The following is a 23476-nucleotide window of genomic DNA, read 5'->3' on the forward strand; positions in this document are numbered from 1 at the left end:
GCACACCACCTGTTAAGTAAAGGAAGGTAGATGAGAAATAATCAACCCATCACTAAGCAAGAGCAGAAGTTCACTTCTAAAGAAGACCTCGTTTCCATCACCGATTTACAAGGTAAAATTAAATACGTAAACGACGCGTTTGTTGCAATAAGCGGCTTCAGCCGTGAAGAACTAATTGGTCAAGATCACAACATTGTGCGTCACCCAGATATGCCGCCCGCTGCTTTTGAAAGCCTTTGGGGCACCGTTAAATCGGGCAACCCATGGCGGGGATTTGTAAAAAACCGCTGTAAGAATGGCGATCACTATTGGGTAGATGCTTTTGTTTCTCCTATCGTAAAACAGGGCCAAACCGTGGGTTATCAGTCGGTGCGCTCAGAGCCCACAGCTGCGCAAGTAAGCGATGCCGAAAAGCTTTACGCTAAAATGCGCAATGACTCGAGTATAAAAATTCCCAAAGCACCGCTGTTCGAACGTACTTCTATTAGCACTATTAACAGCATATTTAGCCTAGCTTTACTGTGTTTTTCCTTGGCTATTGTCTTCATGGCAGACAGCAGCCTACTCAGTGGCTTAGCAATTGGCGCTGCAATATTACAGGCTAGTTATTGGTTTTATAGTCATCAGCATGTTTATAAAAGAATTCAGTTGATTCAGCAGCATAACCGAGACTTAGCCGCTGGAGATTTTACTCGCCCCATTGCGGTTGATGGCAACTTAGAAATGCTACAAGCCTTAGCTTCGATAAAAATTGTTCAAGCCCGCTATAAAGCAATGTTTATGCAAGTATCTGAATCTGTGAAAACCATGATAAACACCGCGGACAGTTTGTCTGCAACCAGTAATGACGTGCTGGAAAGCATGCGTACTCAAAGCAGCCACACCACGCAAATAGCAACCGGTATGAATCAAATGTCGGTAACCGTAGACGGGGTAAGAGAGAACGTACAACATACTGCCGAAACTACCCAGTTTTTGAGTAAAACCGTTGACGAAGGTGACCAAGTCGTAGCGGATGCCTTAGTCACCATGCAGCAATTTACCAGTGAAATGGCCAGTACCACCGAAAAAATTAAAAACCTTGCTCAAGAGAGCCAGCAAATTAGCTCGATTACCGACACCATTAGCAGTATTGCCGAGCAAACCAATTTACTGGCATTAAATGCCGCCATTGAGGCAGCACGAGCCGGGGAACAAGGCCGTGGGTTTGCGGTAGTAGCAGATGAAGTACGTAATCTAGCCGCTCGCTCTCAAGAAGCCACCAAAGAAATTCAAACCATGTTAGAGCACCTTTCTTCAGGCATTAGCAGCTCTGCCAGCACTATCGACCACAATAACAACTCGGCAAACCAAGCCTTAGAGAAAGTAAGCCTATCTCGCGAAAAGTTTGTGCAAATTACCGAAGGGGTTGAGCAAATAAACCAAATGAGTACTCAAATCGCCACTGCCGCGAGCCAACAAAGTGTGGTTGCAAATGAAATGGCTAGCAGTATCGAAAGCATTAGCGCGCAGGCCTCTAGTACCGAGTTAGAGGGAGAGAAGTTGCAAAATAATGCCACGCAGATAAATCAAAACTCGCTAAATTTACAAATACAAATTGATGAATTAGAGCTAGCACAAAAGGGCTAGCTCTCCATCTGTAATAGCAACAAGAAGGAACTTAGGCTGATTGCTTGGTTCCTTTCCAGGCCTCTTCAGCACCTAAGATTGGGCTATTGGCTATGAACTATAAGCTTTTGTTAAATGTGATAATAATTTGGGATTTTGCAGACAAATAAACAGTGCGTTTCAGCTAAGCTAGCCGCACTTTTTAGCGCTAGAAATAGCATAAAACCTTTAAAACGTAAGCTAGCTCTATGTTTCGCAAACATAATTCACTTGTGAACTGGTAGATTCTAGAGATCCTTAGCTATGCTTTTATTGCAAGCAACTAACTCTTCTGATTTTGCTGCAATACTAAGCAAAAGCGTAAGCTGTTAACGCTCACCCAAAGCAATGATACCGATCAATCGAGCTAGTGCACTCAACGAGGTTTAAGCAGAGAAATTCTTATCAATAACAATGAATTAGAACAGAGCAACGAAAGAGATAGAGCCAACCTGTTATACGACAACGCGTTTTCTGGCATTGTAATCTCGATCATCGCGTCCAGCTTTTTAGTTTTTGCCTTCAATATTAGTGGCACTCAGCAGTTTAAACACGCCTGGTGGGTAGTAATGACAAGTTTATTACTTATCCGATTACTGGATTGGCGAGTATGGAAACACCGCGAGCAGCATAAGGCTTTTAACGGTAGAAAAGCCATTCGGCGTTTCATATTAGGCGCAAACATTACCGCTATAATGTGGTCGGTTTATATTCTCAAAGTTATTTCTAATCCACTAAGTGGTGATATCGATTTAAGCACTCACATTATCATTATTTCTGCCATGGCCGGCGGCTCAGCCACAGTGCTGGCTGGGCACAAATACACCGCCATGGCTTATGCCTTTATTTTGCTAGCTCCGCCTTCAGTCGGATTAATGTTCTCTGGTATCTACGAGCGCCAAATGCTGGGTATTCTGGGAGTGTTATTTGGCATTGTTATGGTGGTGATTGCTAAAAAAAATGCCGAGTTTACCGCCCAAGCCGTGTTACTAAAAAACCAAAATGCAGTGCTGGTTCATCACATGGAAGAAAAAGTAGAGAGGCGTACCCACACCATTTATGAGCTGTCTAACCTAGACCCCCTCACCGGTTTGTTTAATCGCACTGCCTTTTTGCAGCACTTAAAGCTTCGCCTACTAGAAGCCAAACAACAGCAACAGTCTTTAGCGGTTTTGTTTATCGACTTAGATGGCTTTAAAAAGATTAACGATGCTATTGGCCACGATACTGGAGACCAAGTATTAAATAACACTGCGCAGCGCCTAAAACACCTTTGTCATAATCATCAACTGCTGTGCCGCTGGGGTGGTGATGAGTTTTTACTTGCTATAGAAGGTTGCGATGAATCACTTGCGATAAGCCGTTCAGAAGAGATTATTCAAACCCTATCTGCAGCATATACCTTTGCCAATAATCGTTTGTCAGTTGGTGCTACGGTGGGCATCGCGCTTTATCCGCAGCATTCACAAAATGAGCACAGCCTAATTCGTCTTGCCGATACCGCAATGTACGCCCAGAAAAAACGAGTGCCCTCTACGGTTGGCGTTTTTTCTGACCAACTAGAAAAACAAATTCACCGCGAATTACTGTTAAAAGATGGTTTAAGCCAAGCAGTAGATAAAAATCAGCTGCATTTGGTCTACCAACCGATCATTGACGCTAATGATTGCCAAATAGTCTCCTTTGAGGCGCTGCTGCGCTGGCGCTTGAATGATGAGATGATCCCGCCCGATGAGTTCATTAGCATTGCCGAGCAATATGGTTTAATCCGAAAAATTGGCCAATGGGTATTGGAGCAGGCTTGCCAAACCGCCAGCACTTGGGCGCAGCGCCACCCCATAGCCATTTGCGTAAATGTATCGGTGGCCCAATTAGAAAATGATGACTTTGTAGACATTGTGGATGCCGCTCTGCAACACAGTCAACTAGCGCCTGAGTTGCTGCACATCGAAATGACCGAATCGGTATTTACCAGCGACATTGGTTTGTTGGCCGAGCAAATTAAAACGCTGCAAGACAAAGGAGTAAAAGTATCTATTGACGATTTTGGTACTGGTTATTCTTCGCTTTCCATCATGCAAGATTTAGCGGTAAATATTGTTAAAATCGACCGCTCTTTTGTGGAGCGTATTGATACCAATGGCTATGCGATTATTACTGCGGTGATGCACATGGCCAGAGCCCTAAACTACTCGGTAGTTGCTGAAGGCATAGAAACCCAAAGCCAAATGAATATCCTGCGAAGCCTTGGGGTGGATTACCTGCAAGGCTACTACTTTGCTAAACCTTTACCTATTGACCAAGTTGAACAATTAATTAGCGCAGAGCAAGCTCCTAAATTATTGGCAGAGTCTTAAGCAGACCTAGTATCAATTGAAGATTGATTAGATGCACTTAGCACAATGGCGACCGATTTAGAGGTTGGCGTATCACTAAAATCACCTTTGCTAGCTAGCGGCACCAAAGGGTTTGCCTCGGGAAAATAAGCCGCGGCATTGCCCTGAGGAATATCATAGGCAATCAACTTAAAACCACTCACCTTACGCTCTACTGTATCAGGCCAAAGCGTTTCTATATCCACCAATGCGCCTTCTTTAAAACCTAAAGCTTGAATGTCTTTAGGGTTAATCAGTAGTACTTTACGTTCGTTATAAATGCCACGATAACGGTCTTCAAAACCATAAATGGTGGTGTTGTATTGGTCATGCGACCGCAAGGTTTGCAACACCAATACTCGGTCTTCACTTAATGCACGCACTTCGGCGGGTAAAACATCATCTGGCAGAGGATGACTAATAAACTGGGCTTTGGCGGTTGCGGTATTCCACTCTCTACGCCGCGCACTGTTACCTAGGTAGAAACCACCTGGCTGCTGTATTCGTTGATTAAAGTGCTCAAATCCTGGAATGGTCTGCTCGATATAGTCTCGAATCTTGTCATAGTCTTGCACGCAAGCTAGCCAGTCGATAGGCGATGCCCCTAATACGGCGTTAGCAATGCCGGTAATAATCGCCGGCTCAGAGCGCATATCATCGGCACTTTCATCTACCAAGCCGGCAGAGGCATGCACCATAGAGAATGAGTCTTCAACAGTTACTTTTTGTGGCCCCGCAGCTTGCATGTCGACATCGGTGCGACCAAGGCAAGGCAAAATAAGTGAGTATTTCCCCGGTGTTACATGAGTACGATTAAGCTTGGTGGCAATGCTCACGGTAAGCTCACAGTTCGCTAACGCTTGCTCGCTTAGGCCGGTATCTGGTGCTGCAGCCACCAAATTACCACCTAAGCCAATAAATACTTTGCTCTGGCCCTTTAACATCGCTTCGATGGCCTGCACAACATTGTGACCAGGTTTGCTTGGTGGGGCAAAGCCAAACACATCTTCAATACTTTTCAGAAATGCAGCGTTGGGCTTTTCGTTAATGCCCATGGTCCGGTCACCTTGCACATTTGAATGGCCACGCACCGGACAAACACCAGCCCCCTCTTTACCTATTTGGCCAAACAATAACTGCAAGTTGGTGATTTCGTTTATTGTTGCCACCGAGTGTTTATGCTGGGTAATTCCCATGGCCCAAGCGATAATGACTCGCTCCGACTGCTGATAAATATCAGCAACACTTTCTAGCTGCGCTTGGCTAAGCCCTGATTGCTGTTCAATATGCTGCCAAGAGCTTTGTTCCACCTCTATTAAGTATGCTTCTATTCCCTGCGAGTGCTGCTCAATAAACGCTTGGTTAAACACGCTATCACCATGGCGTAAAGCTTGTTGATGACGCTCTAACAGTATTTTTACTATGCCACGAACCGCCGCCATATCGCCGCCAAGTTTTGGCGTAAAATAGTGACTCGTTGTAGGGCTGGCAGCTCCACCCAGCATTTCTACCGGCTTTTGAGGATTGGCAAAGCGCTCTAAGCCGCGCTCTTTAAGATTATTAAAGGCCACCACTTTTGCACCACGTTGCGTGGCGTGAGCCAAGGTTTCGAGCATTCGAGGATGGTTAGTACCGGGGTTTTGCCCAAACAAAAAGATCGCATCGGCCAGTTCAAAGTCTTCAATGGTAACCGTGCCCTTGCCTATGCCAATACTGGCAGTAAGCGCATGACCACTGGCTTCGTGGCACATATTGGAACAATCAGGAAAATTGTTGGTGCCATAACGGCGTACAAACAACTGATATAAAAATGCCGCTTCGTTGCTAGCTCGCCCAGAGGTATAGAATTCGGCTTGGTCGGGGCTGACTAACTGATGTAGGTGCTCGGCTATCAACGTAAAGGCATCATCCCAAGAGATGGCTTGATAATGGTCACTGCCCGGCGCAAAAACCACTGGCTCGGCTAGGCGCCCTTGGTACTCCAAAAAGTAGTCACTTTGCTTCGCTAGCCACTGCACTGAGTGTTGGGCGAAAAAACTAGCGCCAACCCGCTTGGAAGACGCTTCCCAATTAACTGCTTTTGCGCCATTTTCACAAAAGCGAAAAGTGGCTTTGTGTCCCTTTTCACCCCACGCACAACCGGGGCAGTCAAAGCCATGGTCTTGATTGGTATTGAGCAAATTCCTGAGATTTTTAGCGACGTTTTCGCTTTTTACGAGATGCTTCGCGGTGCTAGCTAAGGCAGCCCAACCTCCGGCAGCACCCTGATAAGGTTTATGACTCATGCAGGGACCCACCCTCTTTACTTATTCGCCATGGAGCGTGATAAACATTAAATTGGCTGTCTTTAGTAAAGCCAATTAAGGTGATATTAAATTGTTTTGCTACCGATAATGCTAAGCTAGAAGGAGCTCCAACCGCCACCACTACCGGTATATTGGCAATCAGCGCTTTTTGCATTAATTCAAAACTCACTCGACCGCTTAATACCAAAACGCTGCAAGCCGCCTGTTGAGACTCCAACAGCAATTGGCCTAATGCTTTATCTAATGCATTGTGCCTACCGATATCTTCGGCAACACTAAGGAACTTGCCATCAGCCCAAACACCTACACCATGCACCGCACCACTTTGCTTAAACAAGGGTTGATGTTCTTGCAGCAAGCTAGGCAACTGATAAATAAGCGATGCGGCTAGCCACTCTTCTTGCATGTTTAATTCAGGCTGCTGGTTTAAAGCCAAGGCCTTAACAGAGCTCGCGCCACACAAACCACAACTCGAATAGCTGGCAAAATTACGCTCTAGTGCCGCCCAGTCAAATTGGCGTTGTCGATTGAGTTGTATTTCTAGGTGATTGTAATCTTCAACTTGCGCAGCCGCAGCTCCTTGTGCAAAGCGAATATCGTCGATGTCGTTTAGTGACTCTATAATATTTTGGCTTTGCAAAAAGCCCAGAACCAAGACCACGTCGTTACCTGGTGTGCGCATGGTAAGGCTAAGTGGCCGCTGCTGATATTGGTTGGTGCGTTGGCAAAACCATTGCAAAGAAAGCTGCAAGGGCTCTTCTATCGCTAAACAATCATGCTGAACTTGCGTGGAATACGCAGCTTGAGCAGAAAAGCGCTGAATACCTGTCTGCAAGCTAGCCTTAGCAGTAGCACTAAGTTCTTGCACTACTGCTAATCCAAGATTCGAATGTTGCTGCTTAGGCTTTAGCATTTCGCTCCTACTTAAAGGGGTAATACCAATCGTACTAAGTAACTGTTCATTCTATCTGGCTAAAATACTTGATAACTGCATTAGAATTTTTGATTGTAGAATAAGCACTTATCGAAAAATCCTGCTTTATTCTCAAGTATTTTTCTGCGTTATTTCTGGTCACTTACTTAGTGTAATTGGCATAACAACTCTCGGCAGTTATTGCCGAATATTCAGCCTAATCAAAAGCCTGGCGCAAGGCCAGAACTTTGCTTATAGATGTTCCAAACTGTGCTGTTTACACCGCCTCACTCAAGGTCGTTAAACTCGCACGATTAGCATAGGCTTGAACAGCGATATCACGTACTTCCACTGAAATCATGTCGACACTGGGCAATAACTCACATACAGCGCGGGCAATATCAGTGGCTAAGGCTTTCTTTTGTAGCTCACTACGGCCACTTAGAATTTGCACTTCGGTATGTACATAAGGGGCTCGCTTACCACCTACTCGATAGTGGTTGGCTAACACTAAGCGCGCTTTTACATCACCAGGTGAAAACAGGCCACTAGCATCGGCCGCATCGTGTACCGCTTCCACCAAAACATCAAAATTGACTATGCGGGCTAAATCAGCAGGGCATTCTATTACGCAGTGTGGCATGGGGATTCCTTAATCTGTGTTGTATTCCATTAACTCAATCCTCGCCATTATTGGTCAGGGATCGCACATTTGATCAGACTGCTTGAATCGCTATAGCTTCTTGCCTAGAGTGGTTTCTCGCAATCAAAGATATGACAAATACTCTAGGAAGAGTAAGCCAATTCAGCTTAAGTCTATTAAAAAGGAAAATTATGACAGTAGAAACCATTCATAAAATTATTCTTCATCCTTTCATCCAAGAATCTTTACAGAGCCTTAAGCTAATGACCGGCCTTGATGGCCGCGCCGATGAACCATTTATCGATAATGTTGAAGACTTCCGCTTTAAAGGTTATGCCGTTTGTTCTGACATGCAAGGCCAGCTAGATGGCGTGGTACTCATGCACCACTATCAAGAAACCGCCGTAGCAATTGGTCAAGCAGTGCAACAATCCTTAGTAGGAGAAGCAAGTAGCAGCGAAAGCTTAGATGACGACCTAGTTGCAGCCCTTGAAGAATGGGGCAATACCATTGTGGGTCGGGCTACCCATATTCTACAAAAACACAACTTGGGCTTTGAGTTTGCCAGCCCCCATGTTGCTCTTGATTTAGCCGATATGAGCCGTTACTTAGAAGGCGTACAGCAAATTGTTACTGTGCCAGTGCATGTAGAAGGTGTTGGCCGCTATTACTTTAACTTGTTAGTACGCGAGCTTAATCAACAAAACGACTACCAAGAAGCGGTTTTCAATTCTGACGCTTGTATTGTTGCTCCACCTACCACCGGTGAAACCTTAGCTAAAGATGCGCTAATTATGACAGTGGATGACAGCCCATTGATCCGCAAAGCCATGAAACGCATTCTTGCTGGCATTGGTTATAACAACGTTATTGAAGCAGATGACGGCGACAGTGCAGTAGCCGCATTAACCGAGCATAAACCCGAATTTGTGTTTATGGATGTGGTAATGAATCGCTTGAATGGCGACAAAGCACTGGGCCAAATGCGCCAACTGGATAAACAAACCCCCATCGTAATGCTCTCTTCGGTCACCGACAGCAATGTGGTTGACGCCTGCCAAGAGCAAGGCATTCAAGGATTTATTTTCAAACCGTTAAATGCCGCAACCGGTGGTGAGTTATTGCAAGCCTACCTAAAGCGTTAATGCTTTAACCACTTAGCTAATCAATAAAAGGGGAGACATTAGTCTCCCCTTCATTGTTGTTACCACCAATCGTCGATGCACTAGCTGCTGATTAAATACAGCTATGCTCGGTTTAGGATTGCTTAGGTTTTCTGGTGACAATAAGCAGCGCCAAGGCAAAAATGAACAGCACAATTGTCACTGGCTCTGATACTGAAAAAGCCGCTGCGCTAAAACCACTAAGCGGAATAACTTCTACATATACATTGTCGATAAGGTTACCCAACGAACCATTTACCATAGAGTCGAAACGGATCCGTGATAAGGAATCGCTTGCAACAAAGTCACCATAAAAGTGTCGCCAAGAGCTGGCGTCATGATCATCAATAACTTGTTCAAATACCTCGCTGCCACTGCTATCTTGAATGCTCACAGTAAAGGCCTCTGGTTTGTTAGTGCGTGCACGATAGTCCAAACCAAAACGATATTTCGCTCCAGGTTCGGTAACAAAATCTTGGTAAATATGGTACTTGCCGGGTTGGCAGGCCTTTTTGCCTTTGCCAGAACAGTGTGCGTTTAGCTCAATAAACTGTTGCCCATGCGCCGCTTGAATATTGAACAAGTTATCCCAAATTTCGATATTGTGTCCCTGCCAACCAACTACATCCTCGCTGGCAAAAAAACTCCAGCCACCATAACGAACATCATTTTGTTCAAAACTGCCGTTGCTAATAATTCCAGCTTGGCTTACCAAGGGTAAGCAGTATATAAACATCAATAGGGTTCTCATAAAGCCTCTCTTGCAAGTTGCAAATAACACCATTTAATTGGGATAGAGCAAGCAACGAGCCAAGTTATAATAATCAACATAAAGCTTTGAATAGTAATGACTTAATAAACCATGAATGCATTAGTAAATTGAAAAGGCAGCTAAATAACAACGTGGAATCAATACGGTAGATATAGATCCATAAACACCTTTTCGACGTAAACTTAAGCAGTAACCTACCATTAGGGATAAACCATTATCAGCCACTCAGATAACAATAAAGCCTCTAAAGTGCCCAGTTCGCGCATTGCTCGCTTAGGAAAACTAGGGTCTTTAGCCTCGCGTGTAGCAGGAGGCATGCTAGCAGAAGGCGCCGCCCAATTAGCAGCAGGCAAACGCCCAAAACTAAATGAAATACTACTTACCCCCAACAATGTAAAACGGGTGGCCGATCAGCTGGCAAAACTTCGTGGTGCAGCCATGAAGGTAGGTCAACTTATGTCGATGGATGCTGGAGAGATGCTTCCTAAAGAAGTGAGTGAGCTATTAGCGCGTTTGCGCGCAGATGCCGACCCAATGCCAATTGGTCAGCTTAGCCAAGTATTGCTCAATGAGTGGGGAGAAAACTGGCAGCAACAATTTAAACAGTTTTCTTTACAGCCAATAGCTGCAGCTTCTATTGGACAAGTACACAGTGCTTACTTATCCGAACAACAAAGAGTCGCGATTAAAATTCAATATCCTGGCGTTAAAGGCAGCATCGACAGTGATGTTGACAACGTTGTAAGCCTGCTCAATATCAGCGGTATATTGCCCAAGCAGTTTGATTATCAGCAAATTCTTCAAGACGCCAAACTACAGCTTCACCAAGAAGCTGATTACCTTCAAGAAGCCGAATACCTGCGCCAATATCAAGCTAAACTCGCTAAGCATTCAGAATTTGAATTACCAGAGCTAATTGGCCATTTAAGTACCAGTAACATTCTCACCATGAGTCATCATGAAGGAGAAGCTATAGATCAATTACAGCAGCAACCTCAGGCATTACGTGACCAAGTCATGCATAACTTATTCAAATTGTTGATGATGGAGCTGTTTGAGTTTGGCCTAATGCAAACCGATCCCAACTTTGCCAACTACCTGTATTCAACGCAATCAAATAAAATTGTTTTGTTAGACTTTGGCGCGACTCGGCAAATACCCCCACACATTAGCCAGGGTTATCGCAAGTTACTGAGTAGCGCATTGGCACAGCCATTTACTCTAGATGTAAGCGCCTTAGAACAACTCGGTTTTGTTAACTCAAACAGTACCGAACGCCAAATAACCACCCTAAACAGTATGCTGCAGATGGTGATACAACCGCTTAAGTACCCTGGCGACTACAACTTTGCAAACTCACCGCTAGCTAAAGAACTACGCGAAGCAGGCATGGCACTTAGTTATGAACATGACTATTGGCACACTCCGCCTATCGACGTGCTGTTAATCCACCGAAAAATAGGTGGCATGTATTTACTGGCAAGCAGGCTAAACGCCAAAGTAAACTTACAGCAGCTGTTTGAGCCTTACCGGTTAGAGCACTAAGCTCTTGCGCTCCGGTCAATAATCACAGCCTAATAGACATAAGCTTGGTCAAACTCATGCCCACTGGCAGTTATCCCCCAGCCCCCATCGACGTGCTGTTAATACAGCGAAAAATTGGTGGCATGTATTTACTGGCAAGCCGACTAAACGCCAAAATAAACTTACAACAGCTATTTAAGCCTTATCGGCTAGAGCATTAAGCCCTTGCGCTCAGTTCAATCATTACCGCTGCGTGGTCACTGGCTTGGCTGTCTACAGAGTAATCTGCGTGGGTGAGATGGCGGTCAAAACAGCGATAAGCCACTACCTCTGCCAACTGCTGTTGATAATCAGGAGAAAACTCTCCAGATAGCAAAATGTAATCTAATACACTACCTTGTCCGCCCCAATAATGCGTTGCGGAACGTGGCTGGTCAGTTTGGCTTAAGGTGAAACTGTCATGCATTCGCCAGTGTTGTTCAATTTCATCATGCTGCACTAAAGGCAAGTCGAATACATGGCTAAGAGCACCTTGAGATAGGTCATCATTAAAGTCTCCCAGCATCATTACTGCCTCGAGCTTATGTTTACGACAACTTAAGATATCCTGCATCAATAGACTTACTTCCTGTGCTCGCAAGGTATCGGACTGCCAGCGGCCCATGTATTCATCAATATCACTAGGCTCACCCACTAGGTCTTCATCTAAGATCGGCCGCTTGGATTTGAGATGAACCACATAAGCTTTAATCCAGCCTACTTCTGGCAACTTAACTTTTGCAATTAAAGGAGCACGACTAAAAGTATTCAAGTGATTCGGATTATAAAGGCTGCCACTACGAAGCGGATACTTGCTAGCCAGCGCTAAACCCGGTTTGCGGTAAACATAGCTAGACTCGTCGAGGCTACTGGGTGTAGATAAAAAGTGTGGGTAGCCAAGGCTTTTACATTGCTCAGCCAACGCTTCTGCGCTAAATACTTCCTGAAAAGCCATCACATCGGCATCAGCTAAGGCAACTATTCTACTTAACCAAGCTTGCTTTTGCTGCCATTGTTGCGAGTCCAAAATATTGTCGAACTCATACGCCGCATAGGGAGGAGCTAAGTAATTAAGTAGATTCAAACTGAGAATTTTAATGCCTACTCCTTAGGGTCTGTTGATCTTTGGTGTTGAAATTTTGTTCGAGATAAGCGGGCTTTAATCGCGGCGAGCACTTAGAAGCCTAGTGGGCTAAGCAAGAAGTGCTTAACAAAGAGTAAAGTCCGCTTATCCGAACCCTTCGGGCAGCATTTCTTAGCCATTTATTCAGCGTTAGCGAGTGATTATTAAGCCCACTTAACTGCACACTCACTGCCTTGCCTAAATGGCTAATTAATTGCTGCAAAAACCATCAGCAAAGATCAACAGCCCCTAGTAAAGCCCCTATTTTATCTAGGGGCAGTTTACCTTTCGCGAAAAGATTTTGTTCGCGAGAAAATCGTTTTAGGCGCGGCAAGGCGGGTGTAGCCTAGCATTCTAGGTAAATACGGCTTAACAAAGCAAAAAACAATTTTAGCCGAACCCTTCGAGCAGCATTTGTGGCTGCAAAAATCAGCTCGAAAGATAAGCCCCCAGCACTGTGCTTGATTAACTAATCAGTGAGAAGCTTATTTCACGGTTATGGTTATTTTCTCAGATAGAATTGGCGGAGAATGAGGGATGTGGGTCATATCACCTAACAGCAACTGTAAGGTATGTTCACCCGGTGCTAACTCAATAGTGGTTTCGGTTTGTCCGCCACCAAAGTGTATATGTTGAGCATCGGCTGGAACGGGCATATCGAGCGCAGGAAGCTCAGACACATCAATCAGTAGATGATGATGCCCGGTATTAGCCTTATCAATTCCTGCTGGCGCTACGCCCATCCCCTTAAGTCCAAAACTCACCGTAACTGGATTGCTCACCACCGCGCCGTTAGCAGGAGAAATGATGTATACGCTAGCGCCCTCAGGGGCTTTAGTTTGCGCCCAAGTCAGCGGAGCAAAGAGTACTGCTGTAAGTAAAGCTAAATAAACAAATGACTTACCACGTGTTAAATTACCCATATTCATTACCCTAAGTTTTTAACAAGAGAGCTTTAAAGGTAGTAACTAAGCTTTTACTAAGCAATTTAGCTAAGCTGCAAGTTCGAGTTAGCCAGAACGAAAGTATTTGATTAATGCGCTAAGCAAACTTCAGGTTTTGTAAAAGTATCTAGCGCGTTCAGTTAAGCTAAATAGCAAATGAGTACGTATTATTTTATGATTAAAAATCTAACTAGATGGGTAAGTTAGCAGTAGTAGGTGAAGATGTTAAAAGCGATCAGTGCACAATTTGTAATTAAAGTAGATGGTATTCGAGTAGAAGTAAGTAAGGGACAAGTACCAGAGTATTTTATTCGAGAAATTAAGCTGGTACAGCGCAGCGCCCAAGCAATTAAAGGCAAAATCTACGGGATGCGCCGAGGTCGTCAAATAAACCTAGAGTGCTCAAAAGAGATTCCCGAGCACATCTTACAGCGCTTACGTAATGTTTGGCGACCTAATCCAACACCGAGTAACGATGGCAGTTTAAAGCGCCGCTAAGCGACGTTCGAAATTACGCTAATTGTTTTCTGCGAAGCCAAGCAAGAGACAGCAGAGCTAAACCGGCAAAGCCAATACTACCTCCACCAGACTCCGCTGCTGGTTGGCTGTTGTTCACCAGCTCGTCTGCCAATTTTGAGGTGAAATCACAATCTATAGAACTAGACTTATTAGCTCCCTCTTCAAACTCTAGTCTCATGATTTGGGTATATAAATGCCTCTCGCTAGGGCTCATTTTTGCACCCACACTGGAGTTAGTATTAACCTGAGTCGTAGTAGCTGCATCAGCTTGATAAGCAATTTTAACCGAGTGAACCCCTTCGGGTATATCGACTGCTAGTTCAGCCTTACAATCTCCACTTAACTGATATTTAGAATGCTCATCAACACTTATGGATAAAGAACCAGAGCCACTATAGCTGCCAAGGAAAACATCCAAAGCCAACTGCCCAGGGCCTTCAATATCGCCTATTAAATACTGGCGCACTTGCTCATTACCAGATTCGAAAGCAATTCCTTCATCAAGCAAACTGCTCCATTGCTGCAATCCACTAACATTCCACACATCAAACGGAGTATCGTATACAGCTAGCAATTCAGAAGGCATTTGCGGTAATACTAAGAGATCAATAGTGAGGGCTTCATCAGCCAAGTTAAACGTTAGCTCTGCTGCTGCGTGACTAGCTTCGTTAAGCAATACATCCAGCTTCAACTGACAACTCGCACTTACTTCTAGCACGCTACATTCATTTGTATCAACAATACTGAAGTGCTCAGAGCCCACGTCAAAATCGCTTAGCTCAATTGTCGAATCACTGGTATTTTTTAGGTTTATGCTTAAAGGCTGGCTTTGATATGGATCTTGGATATGCCAGATTTCTTCTTTTGCAAAATCAAGAGGACCAAGCAACTCCAGTTGCGTCGCCTTAATCCAATCCAAGTAGCGTCCTATTCGGGTGAATAACCCCATGTAGTTATAGCCATGCGACACTAAACCAGCATATACCTCCTCACCATCAACAAACACAAATGCAGGCGTTCCACTATCGCCAGGGGCAGGTCCTTTAGTCCGCTTTCCAGAACAGATAAAGTCCTCATCTGCGATGGCATGCGGAACATCCGCAGCAATTTGGTTATTACAGGTATCGATATCTGCTATTGGGGATATAGCCCCTTGCAACTGATAAGCGGGCTGATAGCTTTCATAGGCTGTAGAACCCAAGCCTAGTATTTTTAAGTTTTCTCCTGCTTGTAACTGTAGATTTTCAGCTTCACTAATCAATCGAACCGCTGGATAGTTTTCGGGATAACTTGCCATTTGATAAACAGCAATATCTTTATCATAGCTGCCAGCCACATATTGAGGATGGATAACGCTTTTAGCGAGAGGGTAACAATTATTCTTTGCTGCAGTGCCACTGCCTCCCATACAAGCATAAGCACGTGTTGCAGGAGCAAGAGCTACACAGTGTGCAGCACTTACAATCAAACCCCGGCCGATATAAGCTCCGCCACATTGGTGAGTCTCAAGGCTTCCAAGCCCAGTAAAATATCGCAGCGAAACCACACTTGGCCAATCTTTATCGGCCTCTTGCTCTCCACCAACAACGGCATTTGCACTACCGACAAACAGGCTTAAAATTAGCCCAAACCAAATCCTTATGCTCACTTTCCCATCCTTAGCTTTATAGTTTTTTAGCACCCTACATTTAATAATATAAAACTCAATAAAAGGTTGATGAATTTGTGATCAAGCGAAATCTAAGAAGAACTACCAAAGTAAAAAACTACAGCACTAAAATACATGCTGTAGTTCTTTAAGATTTAACTAATATGGACAAGCAAAAGTCCAGAGAGACCTATTAACCAGTAACATCGATATTTGAAAAGCTAGTTAACGGATTACAAGAAGCGACAAAGTAACTTTAGCTACGCGATACTATAGTCAGACTAATCACGCTTAGGCTTTACTCTAATACGATCGAAGCGACCTTGCCCACCTTTTCGATAAGCACCAAATATGGTGACCTTATCGCTAATACCGCTGTTAAAATCGACTTCAATAACTTCCCAATCACCATGGTAATCATCGTCCGCATAGGTTTGGATGGAAAACTCTTGAAACTTGTTAATAAGTTTTTGTTCTTCGGTGGCCTCGGTTGTTACAGTCACCCCTATTTTTCCAGAGCCTTTCAAAAACACCGCTAAGGTATAATCGGTATTGGGTCGCACAGTTACTTCTTGCTCAAAACGGCCACTTTCACCGGTTATTTTGGCAGACGATTCATCATCGCGCCCTTGGCCTGAAATAGCGGTTGAACCAGACTTCTTCCAGCCATACCAGCCCTGCTCAAAATCAGGATTAAGCACCAAGACCTTGGCCGCAGCGGCTTGGCTAATTACCAGTGAGCATACACACCCACAGAGTATCGATAGTACTCGTTTTAACATGTTCAATTTCCTTATTTTTTGTTTACCGTACTGTCTCTTTTCGATAGCAAACTGCAGCCTGTTATTGGTACTCCTAAGCCGCAAAATAAGTAATCTTATAACACAAATAAATCAGGTTAGTTTTACTCCAATCTTTGTTGGATTAATCCCTGCATTGGCCTTCCCATACCAACATTTGTAATACCAAACTACTTATTGATGATTTTCTCGGGAATTATTGTTTAAAAACAGAGACAAGCGGTGATTTTGTGAGCCAGCTCATACACTTATTACATAACCTGAACTCGAGATAAGAAAGTGACGAGAACTCTAAAAGCCAGTATTTAATCTAGCTCCCTGTTTCTGGCGAGATAGTTTTGCTTAGTTGTAGGTGAAGCTGCGCGCCAATAGCTAGCTTATCGGAAGTCGCTTCAACACCGAAATAAGTAGAATTGGCCTAACCTATTTATTTTCCCGAGCTCAGCTTACATAGCAAGCCGTTAGTTGGTCATTGCGGGAACAGGTATCTGTTGAGAGTGATAGTAATTAGCAATTGTAGAAGTCAGCTTTCCAGAGTAATGAAGATAATTAAGCAAGTGCTCTAGCTTTTCTCGCTGCTGATATAAGCTTGATTGACGGGAGATACCTATATACACCTTGCTATCGTAAGGCACTTCAAACTTAGCAATCTTAAATTTTCCAGCCCACAAGGAAGAGTTCAAGGCTTTATGGCGGCCAGTCTCGCCGGCTAAACATACATCAACGCGTTTTCGTTCAAGCATTTTCAAGCATTCGCTTTGGTTATTTAGCTTCACTTTATATAGTTTGTGGTCTTGATCAAAACGCGCGAAATGCTTAGCCCCAAGCTTTATGCCTACCCGCATGGAATAAAGATCTGAATACTGGTTTAAGCTTCGAAGTTCACTTTTACGTATAATGAAATAATGACGAGCAGTGCTTAAGTAAGCGGGCTTTAAGAAGTAGATATCTTGTTCACGCTGCTCAGTTTTAATTAAGCCTGCGGTTATGTCCACTTGGCCAAGCTGCAAACTGCGCAAACGCCTAGCAAAGGGTAAGTAGTAATTAACACTTTCCACACGAGCTTCTTTAACCAACAAGTTCATAATGTCGTGGCTCAGCAGATGTTGCTTTGTTGAATAGGCTACTCGCCAAGTCGCTCTTGACTCAGCCGTTGCAGTATTTAGCAACAAGTAAAGCCCAAGCAACAATAAGACCCTCATTAGCAAAAAATCCCTTTTAGCTAGTATTAAGCCTATGATTCCTTTAAGGCTTTCTCAAAAAGTCGCAATCAGGCTACAGCAAAGCAAGGTCAAATTAAAAGCACATAAACGTAAAATCTTTAAGGTGAGAATTGGAAATAATTGTTTACAGCTTAGACTTGGGTAGGCTTGCAGAAAGCTTAAATGCAAACTGCCTTGCCTGCTCTAAATCGCGCTTTAAGCGCGGTATATCAGCATCGTCTAGAAAACGCGTAAAAGCCTTTACCGCGATTCGCTCAAACGCAGGAATGGTATCGCGATCAAAATACTGCGATACGCCAATAGATTCCTTTAGCATACTCGCGCCTTCACTCACTAAACTATCACTACTCACTTCTGACGCAGTAGAAGCAGGTATATAGCCTAAGCCTTCAGCTATTTGGGCTTGTACCTCTGCCCTTGCCATATACTTTATAAACTCTTCAGCTTGGTACACCTTCTTGGTGTGTTGAGCAATCATAAACACATCGGTGGGGGCCACCTCATAGGTGGGTAGATCATACAGCACAGGAAATGGCATAAATCCAATATCGTCTTCCAACTTAGCTGGCCACTTGGTGGCTACAAAATTACCTAACAACAAAAATGCTATCCGTTCTCGGTAAAAAATGGGTAATACTTCATCCCAGGCGTAATCATGATGATCAGCATTAAAGAAGCCGAGTTTGATTAACGAGGCCCATTGTTCATAGACTGGTGTTAATCGAGGATCATAAAAAGAGACTTCCCCTCGAAGTAATTGCTGGTGAAAGCTAAGGTCGTTTATTCTCAGGTTTAAATGATCAAACCAAGCTGCGGCTGGCCAATAGTTTTTGGTACCAATACCAATGGGGGTAATACCAGCTTGTTTAAGCTGTTCGCATTGACGAACAAAATCTTCCCAAAAACGTTGCGGGCCACCATGTTTATCGATAAGTGATTTTCGATAAAAAATACCCCAGTGATAATAAGCAAAAGGCAAGGCATATACCTGCCCTTCTTCACTCACTCCACTTTGTAAATGAGCAAAACTATCAGCAAGTTTTAACTCTTGCCAAACATGATTAATTGGCCTTATCAGGCCCTTACGAGAAAACTGAAACAAGCGTTCAGAAGCTTGCCAGTGCAGCACATCGGGTGAGTTTTCTCCCCCTTTAAGCCACTTATCGATCTCGCTTTTATAATCTTCATCACTGCGAATAATCGTTTGAATATGAATGCCAGTCTCTTGAGTAAAAGCCTCAAATACAAAATGAAAACTATCGCGTTGCTTGGGTGTTAACAGTAAAGACACTCTAAGCGGCTGGGCAACACAACTTAAACTTAAAGAGACAATTAGCAAGACTAGCCATTTGAGCGACATAAGGTTCCTTCACTATTCGTTTGCTAACCCTCTGGCTAGGTGTAGTTATAGTGTAGTCTCTATTGGATAATCTCGCGTTAGCGCGTTCTGGCTAATAAGTGACAAAAAAGCCAATAAAAACAAAAGCCAGTAGCTTTGTGAGCGATTAGGTATACTTAACTCAGCCTCAATCAGCGTGTTATAAGAACCAATGACATTTAACCAACTGCCTCTCAACCCTAACTTACTTAAAAACCTTAGCGCTTTGGGCTATCAACAAGCTAGCGAGATTCAACAGCAAGCCATACCTCTGGCGTTGGCTGGTCATGATTTAATGGCCTGTGCCCAAACCGGCACCGGCAAAACCGCAGCGTTTTGCTTGCCTATTTTGCAAGCCCTTAGCCAACAAGAACGTACTCACTATATCCAAGCCTTAATCATCACACCCACTCGTGAGTTGGCTCAGCAAGTGCACCAAAACCTAGAAAATTACGCTAAAGGCTGCGAGCTTAATTGCGCATTAGTGTATGGCGGTGTGAGTATAGAGAAGCAGCAATCAGCTCTTAAGCAAGCCTGCAACATAGTGGTGGCGACTCCAGGTCGAATGTTAGATCACCTAAAGCGCGGCTCCTGTGACTTAAAACACTTACAACATTTGGTATTAGACGAAGCCGATCGCATGCTCGACCTTGGCTTTAAAGATGAATTAAGAGCCCTATTCAAGTATTTACCGCAGCAGCGCCAAACCATGCTGTTCTCGGCTACGTTAGATGCGAGTATTTACCGCTTTGCTAAACCTTGGTTAAACCAAGCCAAACAACTAGATGTTGCCAAAGCTCATAGCAAGGCAGCAAAAATAGAAGAACGCGTTTACAACGTTGACCAAGATAAAAAAGCCGCATTACTTTGCCAATTAGCTAAAAAGGACAGTTGGCAGCAAGCCTTGGTATTTTGCCGCACTAAACAAGGCGTGGACAAACTGGTTAAACAGCTGATTCAAAACGATATAAGCGCTGCAGCTTTACATGGAGACTTAAGCCAAGCCGCCCGCGAACAAAATTTAGTTAAATTTAAGGATTCCGAAATACGCCTCTTAGTCGCAACTGATGTAGCGGCGCGGGGGATAGATATCGAAAATATGCCCTGTGTTATCAACTTAGAGCTACCATACAAAAACGAAGACTATACCCACCGCATTGGTCGTACTGGTCGCGCAGGGCAAAGCGGCATTGCCATCACATTGTTGAGTGTTGACGACGAACACTTACTGCACGATTTAGAAGCCCAACTCGACCGCCGATTACCTCAGCAATGGTATCCTGGCTTTGAGCCCGATTTAAGCCAGCCCGCACCCTCTAACAAACGTAATTCGCGCTCTGTACAAAAGCGTAAAGCCCGACAACGCGCCTTAGGCAATAACAAGCGACACAAATAATTCATCGATAAACATTGCCTAATTGCCAACAATGGGCAAGGATCCAGTATTACTTAAATCGGAGCAAAACATGTCTACTTCAGAAACAAATCTATCAGCCTTTAGCCAAGCAGTAATTGCTGCAGGGGAGCTTTGGGTGCTTAGCGCCGATGATGAATTTGTCGTGGTGGATTCCATCGAATTTGAAGCCACCGACGTAATGCCGCTATTTTCTAAGCAAGCAAATGCGCAAGCCTTATGTATTGAAGATTGGGCGAGCTATCAGCCAGTAGCCGTTAAACTTGAAGAATTTTTTGAAGAATGGTTACCAAGCCTTGATGAAGACAAAGTATTGGTGGCCATAGACTTAGATGAAAACTTAGTAGGCGAAGAAATCGAAGCATTTACTTTGGCCAAACAACTGGCCGCAGACGACGCCTAAGCACAAACAAAAACGCCACTCTGCAGTGGCGTTTTCTTTTTATTGCTAAGCACTTAACTGAGCTAGCTGAGCTGTCTCACCATTAATCGTGTTTAAGAAAATGAGCTGAAATCCGTTAAATACGAAGCCAACTGTTTTTGCTCATGATACTCGTCTATTCTGCGCCGAGTACGCGAACTATTTTTGGCTTTTTTAGCGTGTTTAATCTGAGCGGCTTTGTCTTCGTCTTCCCACTCATCAATATCATCAAATCTTGAAAATCTCATCGCTGGCAACCTAATTTAACTAAAAATATAACAGGCTATATTGCGCGACAAAAAGTTAGCTAAGCTGAGCTTTTTCCGCCATTTAAATGTGCTAAAAAACCCTACTTTCGTCAATCTATTTCACAGCTAGTAAAAACCATCCAACAAAACAAATAACCATTAATAAACAATGCTTTAAAGTAAAAATGAGTTATTTCCCTACTGAGTAAAACTTTCTTATCGTTACCATAAAAATTCTTTGTTTCAACGTGAACAAACTTACTGACATTATCGCGCGGCTTTGGATAAAGCACTGTCTATTAATCGTGTTTGTAGGTACGTCATGTTAAACAATTCTGCACAACAGCCAAGCTCAGGGATCCTTAGCCCATTGTTAGGCTTGGGCTTATTTGCGGTAGCCTCGGGCTACCTCATGAGCCTATTACCACTGGCCTTAACAGCCTTAGCGCTTCCACTGTCGTTAAGTGCATGGTTGGCCAGTGCGTATTACACAGGTTTGTTACTCGGCGCCTTACAAGCGCAACGCTTAATCGCAGCTATTGGCCATCGGATGGCCTTCATCCTTTGTTTGTTAGCATTGCTCACCACAGTTTTATTGATGCTCTTGCTTCCCTATCCGAGCGCTTGGCTAGCCCTGCGCCTAGTAGCGGGTGTGGCAACCGCAGGTATTTTTGTGGTGGTTGAATCTTGGCTTTTACTCGTGGATGACGACAAACAACGAGCCTCTCGCTTAGGCGTTTACATGCTGACTCTTTACGCTGGTAGTGCTGTTGGTCAGTTGTTAATTGAGCCAATCGGGACCGCGGGCTTAGCGCCCTTTTTAAGCATTGCGACTCTGCTGGCTTTAGCTATTTTAGCACCTCTGTTTACGCGCACAGCCAAACCCCACCAGATTTTACATAGCGCTGTGTCTATCAAGGAGCTTTCAAGCTTAAGTAAGCCAGCCTTTATCGGCTGTATTGTATCCGGTTTGGTGCTGGGCCCTATCTACGGGCTAATGCCCAGCTATTTAAGTAGCTCAACTCAGTGGAGCTACAAGGTAGGAGTGTTAATGGCAAGCTTAGTACTTGGTGGAATGTTGGTTCAACCCTTAAGTAGCTACTTATCGGCACGATTAAACAAAACCTTGCTACAAGCTTTCGCAGCAGCCATAGGCGTACTAGCAGCGTTGGCGATAGCCATGGCTAACTCCTGGTTAGCCTTGTCAGTAAGCTTATTTGCATTAGGAGCGGCGGCATTTTCTATTTACCCCATCGCGATATCTCAAGCTTGTGTAAATGTGCCAGCGGAGAAAATTGTCGCTATCACCGAATTAATGCTAATTAGCTATAGCATAGGCTCAATAAGCGGCCCGTTGCTGGCGGAATCCGCTCAAAGCTTGGCGCTTAAACTGCCCTTATATATCGCGTTAGTCTTGGCTAGTACCAGCATGTATATGTTGATTGTGGCCAGCAAAGAAAAAACTGGCCGAGGCCGCCTACCACCTACACTTGGGGTTTGAACTTAACGGTAATCCTGAGCGCAGTAGAGCTGGCCACTGCCTGCCTCTTCTTCAAGTAATACCGGGACCAAAGCGCCCGGTAATACTGAATCTGGATGATTTGGCGCTTGCTCTCCGCCTAAGTCGGTCTGCAACCAACCAGGATCCATTAAGTTCATTAATACACCGCTGCCAGCTAAGCTGGGCAGCATGTCGCGCACATAACGATCTAAGGCAGCTTTAGAACAGCTATAAGCCATAAGCTGAGGTTGGTCGGCAATGCCAGAGGTAACATTAACTATACGTCCCTCACCTTGCTGCTTCATTTGCGGTAAAAAGGCGTCACATAAACTTGCTGGTGCAATGCAATTTACTTGAAAACTTAAGGCATAATCTGAGGCAGGAACCACGGCGTCATCTCGCCAAGGCGTCATAATTGCGGCATTGTTATATAACACCGTCAAAGATTGATGAGTTAATTGATTAACTTGAGTCACCAAACTGGCTACAGCTTGGCTATCAGACAGTTCGGCTTCTACCGCAACCGCGAAGCCCTGCAGGCAGGTAATCTCATCTACCACTTTTTGCGATGCACTCAAGCTTCGACTGTGCACAATCACTTTGGCACCTTTAGCTGCTAGTGCTTTGGCAATGCGTAATCCCACACCTCGACTTGCCCCAGTCACTAAGGCCCATTTACCCGCTACTTGCATACTTTGCCCACCCTTAAATACTTTGAAATCAATTCACTCTAACAATGCTTAATCTTACCCTTAGTGAAGAGCAATCCAGCTTTCAGTCTGAGTTAAATTGGCAAAAATTGAAGTACTTCAAAAGAGAGTGAAACTGAATGAAACAGTGAGATAGTTACTCGCAGAATAAGACAGCAAGTACCG

The 23476-nt window shown here is 44.2% G+C and carries 21 protein-coding genes; 9 read left to right on the forward strand and 12 right to left on the reverse strand.

Annotated elements, in window-relative coordinates:
* Window positions 1-30 precede the first annotated feature (30 nt).
* Both OV592_RS16900 and OV592_RS16905 read left to right on the forward strand, forming a co-directional pair.
* Window positions 31-1629 (forward strand): methyl-accepting chemotaxis protein, encoded by a 1599-nt coding sequence (locus tag OV592_RS16900; protein ID WP_406609391.1) that lies wholly within the window; start codon window positions 31-33, stop codon window positions 1627-1629.
* 587 nt (window positions 1630-2216) lie between these two features.
* A complete protein-coding gene (locus OV592_RS16905; protein WP_406609392.1) occupies window positions 2217-4004 on the forward strand; it encodes a putative bifunctional diguanylate cyclase/phosphodiesterase in 1788 nt (595 codons plus the stop codon).
* Here OV592_RS16905 and OV592_RS16910 read toward each other — a convergent pair.
* The 3 genes from OV592_RS16910 to OV592_RS16920 all read right to left on the reverse strand — a co-directional run bounded on the left by OV592_RS16910 (window position 4001) and on the right by OV592_RS16920 (window position 7884).
* Window positions 4001-6307, reverse strand: a complete 2307-nt coding sequence (locus OV592_RS16910; protein WP_406609393.1) for an FdhF/YdeP family oxidoreductase — start codon at window positions 6305-6307, stop codon at window positions 4001-4003. The two genes, OV592_RS16905 and OV592_RS16910, sit on opposite strands and share 4 nt — an antisense overlap.
* Complete coding sequence (locus OV592_RS16915; RefSeq protein ID WP_406609394.1) at window positions 6297-7241, reverse strand: formate dehydrogenase accessory sulfurtransferase FdhD; 945 nt, start codon at window positions 7239-7241, stop codon at window positions 6297-6299. Before OV592_RS16915 ends, OV592_RS16910 begins: the two co-directional genes overlap by 11 nt.
* 277 nt (window positions 7242-7518) lie before the next feature.
* The gene (locus OV592_RS16920; protein WP_016400425.1) at window positions 7519-7884 is read right to left on the reverse strand and encodes a 5-carboxymethyl-2-hydroxymuconate Delta-isomerase; all 366 of its coding nucleotides are present in this window, start codon (window positions 7882-7884) and stop codon (window positions 7519-7521) included.
* 191 nt (window positions 7885-8075) lie between these two features.
* Between OV592_RS16920 and OV592_RS16925 the strand changes: the two genes are divergently transcribed.
* Complete coding sequence (locus tag OV592_RS16925; protein WP_220720467.1) at window positions 8076-9029, forward strand: response regulator; 954 nt, start codon at window positions 8076-8078, stop codon at window positions 9027-9029.
* Between the two features lie 112 nt (window positions 9030-9141).
* On the opposite strand, the gene OV592_RS16930 is transcribed toward OV592_RS16925, so the two are convergent.
* Window positions 9142-9798: a hypothetical protein gene (locus tag OV592_RS16930; protein WP_406609395.1), complete on the reverse strand. Its 657-nt coding sequence runs from the start codon at window positions 9796-9798 to the stop codon at window positions 9142-9144.
* Window positions 9799-10068: 270 nt separating this feature from the next.
* On the opposite strand from OV592_RS16930, the gene OV592_RS16935 reads away from it, so the two are divergent.
* Window positions 10069-11364 carry an ABC1 kinase family protein gene (locus OV592_RS16935; RefSeq protein WP_406609396.1) on the forward strand — a complete coding sequence of 432 codons (1296 nt, stop codon included), beginning with the start codon at window positions 10069-10071 and terminating at the stop codon, window positions 11362-11364.
* Between the two features lie 56 nt (window positions 11365-11420).
* Window positions 11421-11564: a hypothetical protein gene (locus OV592_RS16940; protein WP_406609397.1), complete on the forward strand. Its 144-nt coding sequence runs from the start codon at window positions 11421-11423 to the stop codon at window positions 11562-11564.
* On the opposite strand, the gene OV592_RS16945 is transcribed toward OV592_RS16940, so the two are convergent.
* Both OV592_RS16945 and OV592_RS16950 read right to left on the reverse strand, forming a co-directional pair.
* Window positions 11561-12466, reverse strand: a complete 906-nt coding sequence (locus tag OV592_RS16945; protein WP_406609398.1) for an endonuclease/exonuclease/phosphatase family protein — start codon at window positions 12464-12466, stop codon at window positions 11561-11563. The genes OV592_RS16940 and OV592_RS16945 overlap by 4 nt on opposite strands.
* Window positions 12467-12990: 524 nt before the next feature.
* Window positions 12991-13428 carry a DUF4399 domain-containing protein gene (locus OV592_RS16950; RefSeq protein ID WP_016400431.1) on the reverse strand — a complete coding sequence of 146 codons (438 nt, stop codon included), beginning with the start codon at window positions 13426-13428 and terminating at the stop codon, window positions 12991-12993.
* Window positions 13429-13671: 243 nt separating this feature from the next.
* Here OV592_RS16950 and OV592_RS16955 point away from each other — a divergent pair, with 243 nt between their 5' ends.
* Window positions 13672-13947 (forward strand): DUF3634 family protein, encoded by a 276-nt coding sequence (locus OV592_RS16955; RefSeq protein WP_016400432.1) that lies wholly within the window; start codon window positions 13672-13674, stop codon window positions 13945-13947.
* A gap of 13 nt (window positions 13948-13960) precedes the next feature.
* On the opposite strand, the gene OV592_RS16960 is transcribed toward OV592_RS16955, so the two are convergent.
* The 4 genes from OV592_RS16960 to OV592_RS16975 form a co-directional block, all read right to left on the reverse strand.
* Window positions 13961-15616, reverse strand: coding sequence for a trypsin-like serine protease (locus OV592_RS16960; RefSeq protein WP_406609399.1), 1656 nt, complete (start codon window positions 15614-15616; stop codon window positions 13961-13963).
* A gap of 281 nt (window positions 15617-15897) precedes the next feature.
* On the reverse strand, window positions 15898-16398 hold the full coding sequence (locus OV592_RS16965) for a carbohydrate binding domain-containing protein (RefSeq protein WP_406609400.1): 501 nt from the start codon (window positions 16396-16398) through the stop codon (window positions 15898-15900).
* A 479-nt stretch (window positions 16399-16877) separates the two neighbouring features.
* Complete coding sequence (locus tag OV592_RS16970; RefSeq protein ID WP_406609401.1) at window positions 16878-17618, reverse strand: substrate-binding periplasmic protein; 741 nt, start codon at window positions 17616-17618, stop codon at window positions 16878-16880.
* Between the two features lie 145 nt (window positions 17619-17763).
* Window positions 17764-18999, reverse strand: a complete 1236-nt coding sequence (locus OV592_RS16975; RefSeq protein ID WP_406609402.1) for an ABC transporter substrate-binding protein — start codon at window positions 18997-18999, stop codon at window positions 17764-17766.
* Between the two features lie 190 nt (window positions 19000-19189).
* Here OV592_RS16975 and OV592_RS16980 point away from each other — a divergent pair, with 190 nt between their 5' ends.
* Entirely contained in the window at window positions 19190-20413 is a 1224-nt protein-coding gene (locus tag OV592_RS16980; RefSeq protein ID WP_406609403.1) for a DEAD/DEAH box helicase, read from the forward strand.
* A 70-nt stretch (window positions 20414-20483) separates the two neighbouring features.
* Window positions 20484-20834, forward strand: a complete 351-nt coding sequence (locus tag OV592_RS16985; RefSeq protein WP_016400438.1) for a DUF2750 domain-containing protein — start codon at window positions 20484-20486, stop codon at window positions 20832-20834.
* Window positions 20835-20926: 92 nt separating this feature from the next.
* Here OV592_RS16985 and OV592_RS16990 read toward each other — a convergent pair whose 3' ends face one another.
* The gene (locus OV592_RS16990; RefSeq protein ID WP_016400439.1) at window positions 20927-21100 is read right to left on the reverse strand and encodes a PA3496 family putative envelope integrity protein; all 174 of its coding nucleotides are present in this window, start codon (window positions 21098-21100) and stop codon (window positions 20927-20929) included.
* Between the two features lie 322 nt (window positions 21101-21422).
* Between OV592_RS16990 and OV592_RS16995 the strand changes: the two genes are divergently transcribed.
* Entirely contained in the window at window positions 21423-22601 is a 1179-nt protein-coding gene (locus OV592_RS16995) for an MFS transporter (RefSeq protein WP_406609404.1), read from the forward strand.
* 2 nt (window positions 22602-22603) lie between these two features.
* On the opposite strand, the gene OV592_RS17000 is transcribed toward OV592_RS16995, so the two are convergent.
* Window positions 22604-23293 carry an SDR family NAD(P)-dependent oxidoreductase gene (locus OV592_RS17000; RefSeq protein WP_406609405.1) on the reverse strand — a complete coding sequence of 230 codons (690 nt, stop codon included), beginning with the start codon at window positions 23291-23293 and terminating at the stop codon, window positions 22604-22606.
* Between the last annotated feature and the right edge of the window lie 183 nt (window positions 23294-23476).

It is taken from the genome of Agarivorans sp. JK6 (assembly GCF_045277145.1).
Taxonomy (GTDB): Bacteria; Pseudomonadota; Gammaproteobacteria; order Enterobacterales; family Celerinatantimonadaceae; genus Agarivorans; species Agarivorans albus.

Excerpts from the sequence above, each read along its gene's own strand:
- OV592_RS16905 (WP_406609392.1), top strand. The coding sequence starts at position 2,217 with ATGACAAGTTTATTACTTATCCGATTACTGGATTGGCGAGTATGGAAA.
- OV592_RS16965 (WP_406609400.1), bottom strand. The coding sequence starts at position 16,398 with ATGTTAAAACGAGTACTATCGATACTCTGTGGGTGTGTATGCTCACTG.
- OV592_RS16975 (WP_406609402.1), bottom strand. The coding sequence starts at position 18,999 with ATGTCGCTCAAATGGCTAGTCTTGCTAATTGTCTCTTTAAGTTTAAGT.
- OV592_RS16910 (WP_406609393.1), bottom strand. The coding sequence starts at position 6,307 with ATGAGTCATAAACCTTATCAGGGTGCTGCCGGAGGTTGGGCTGCCTTA.
- OV592_RS16940 (WP_406609397.1), top strand. The coding sequence starts at position 11,421 with ATGCCCACTGGCAGTTATCCCCCAGCCCCCATCGACGTGCTGTTAATA.
- OV592_RS16925 (WP_220720467.1), top strand. The coding sequence starts at position 8,076 with ATGACAGTAGAAACCATTCATAAAATTATTCTTCATCCTTTCATCCAA.
- OV592_RS17000 (WP_406609405.1), bottom strand. The coding sequence starts at position 23,293 with ATGCAAGTAGCGGGTAAATGGGCCTTAGTGACTGGGGCAAGTCGAGGT.
- OV592_RS16920 (WP_016400425.1), bottom strand. The coding sequence starts at position 7,884 with ATGCCACACTGCGTAATAGAATGCCCTGCTGATTTAGCCCGCATAGTC.
- OV592_RS16915 (WP_406609394.1), bottom strand. The coding sequence starts at position 7,241 with ATGCTAAAGCCTAAGCAGCAACATTCGAATCTTGGATTAGCAGTAGTG.
- OV592_RS16900 (WP_406609391.1), top strand. The coding sequence starts at position 31 with ATGAGAAATAATCAACCCATCACTAAGCAAGAGCAGAAGTTCACTTCT.
- OV592_RS16930 (WP_406609395.1), bottom strand. The coding sequence starts at position 9,798 with ATGAGAACCCTATTGATGTTTATATACTGCTTACCCTTGGTAAGCCAA.
- OV592_RS16995 (WP_406609404.1), top strand. The coding sequence starts at position 21,423 with ATGTTAAACAATTCTGCACAACAGCCAAGCTCAGGGATCCTTAGCCCA.
- OV592_RS16950 (WP_016400431.1), bottom strand. The coding sequence starts at position 13,428 with ATGGGTAATTTAACACGTGGTAAGTCATTTGTTTATTTAGCTTTACTT.
- OV592_RS16980 (WP_406609403.1), top strand. The coding sequence starts at position 19,190 with ATGACATTTAACCAACTGCCTCTCAACCCTAACTTACTTAAAAACCTT.
- OV592_RS16985 (WP_016400438.1), top strand. The coding sequence starts at position 20,484 with ATGTCTACTTCAGAAACAAATCTATCAGCCTTTAGCCAAGCAGTAATT.
- OV592_RS16970 (WP_406609401.1), bottom strand. The coding sequence starts at position 17,618 with ATGAGGGTCTTATTGTTGCTTGGGCTTTACTTGTTGCTAAATACTGCA.
- OV592_RS16990 (WP_016400439.1), bottom strand. The coding sequence starts at position 21,100 with ATGAGATTTTCAAGATTTGATGATATTGATGAGTGGGAAGACGAAGAC.
- OV592_RS16955 (WP_016400432.1), top strand. The coding sequence starts at position 13,672 with ATGTTAAAAGCGATCAGTGCACAATTTGTAATTAAAGTAGATGGTATT.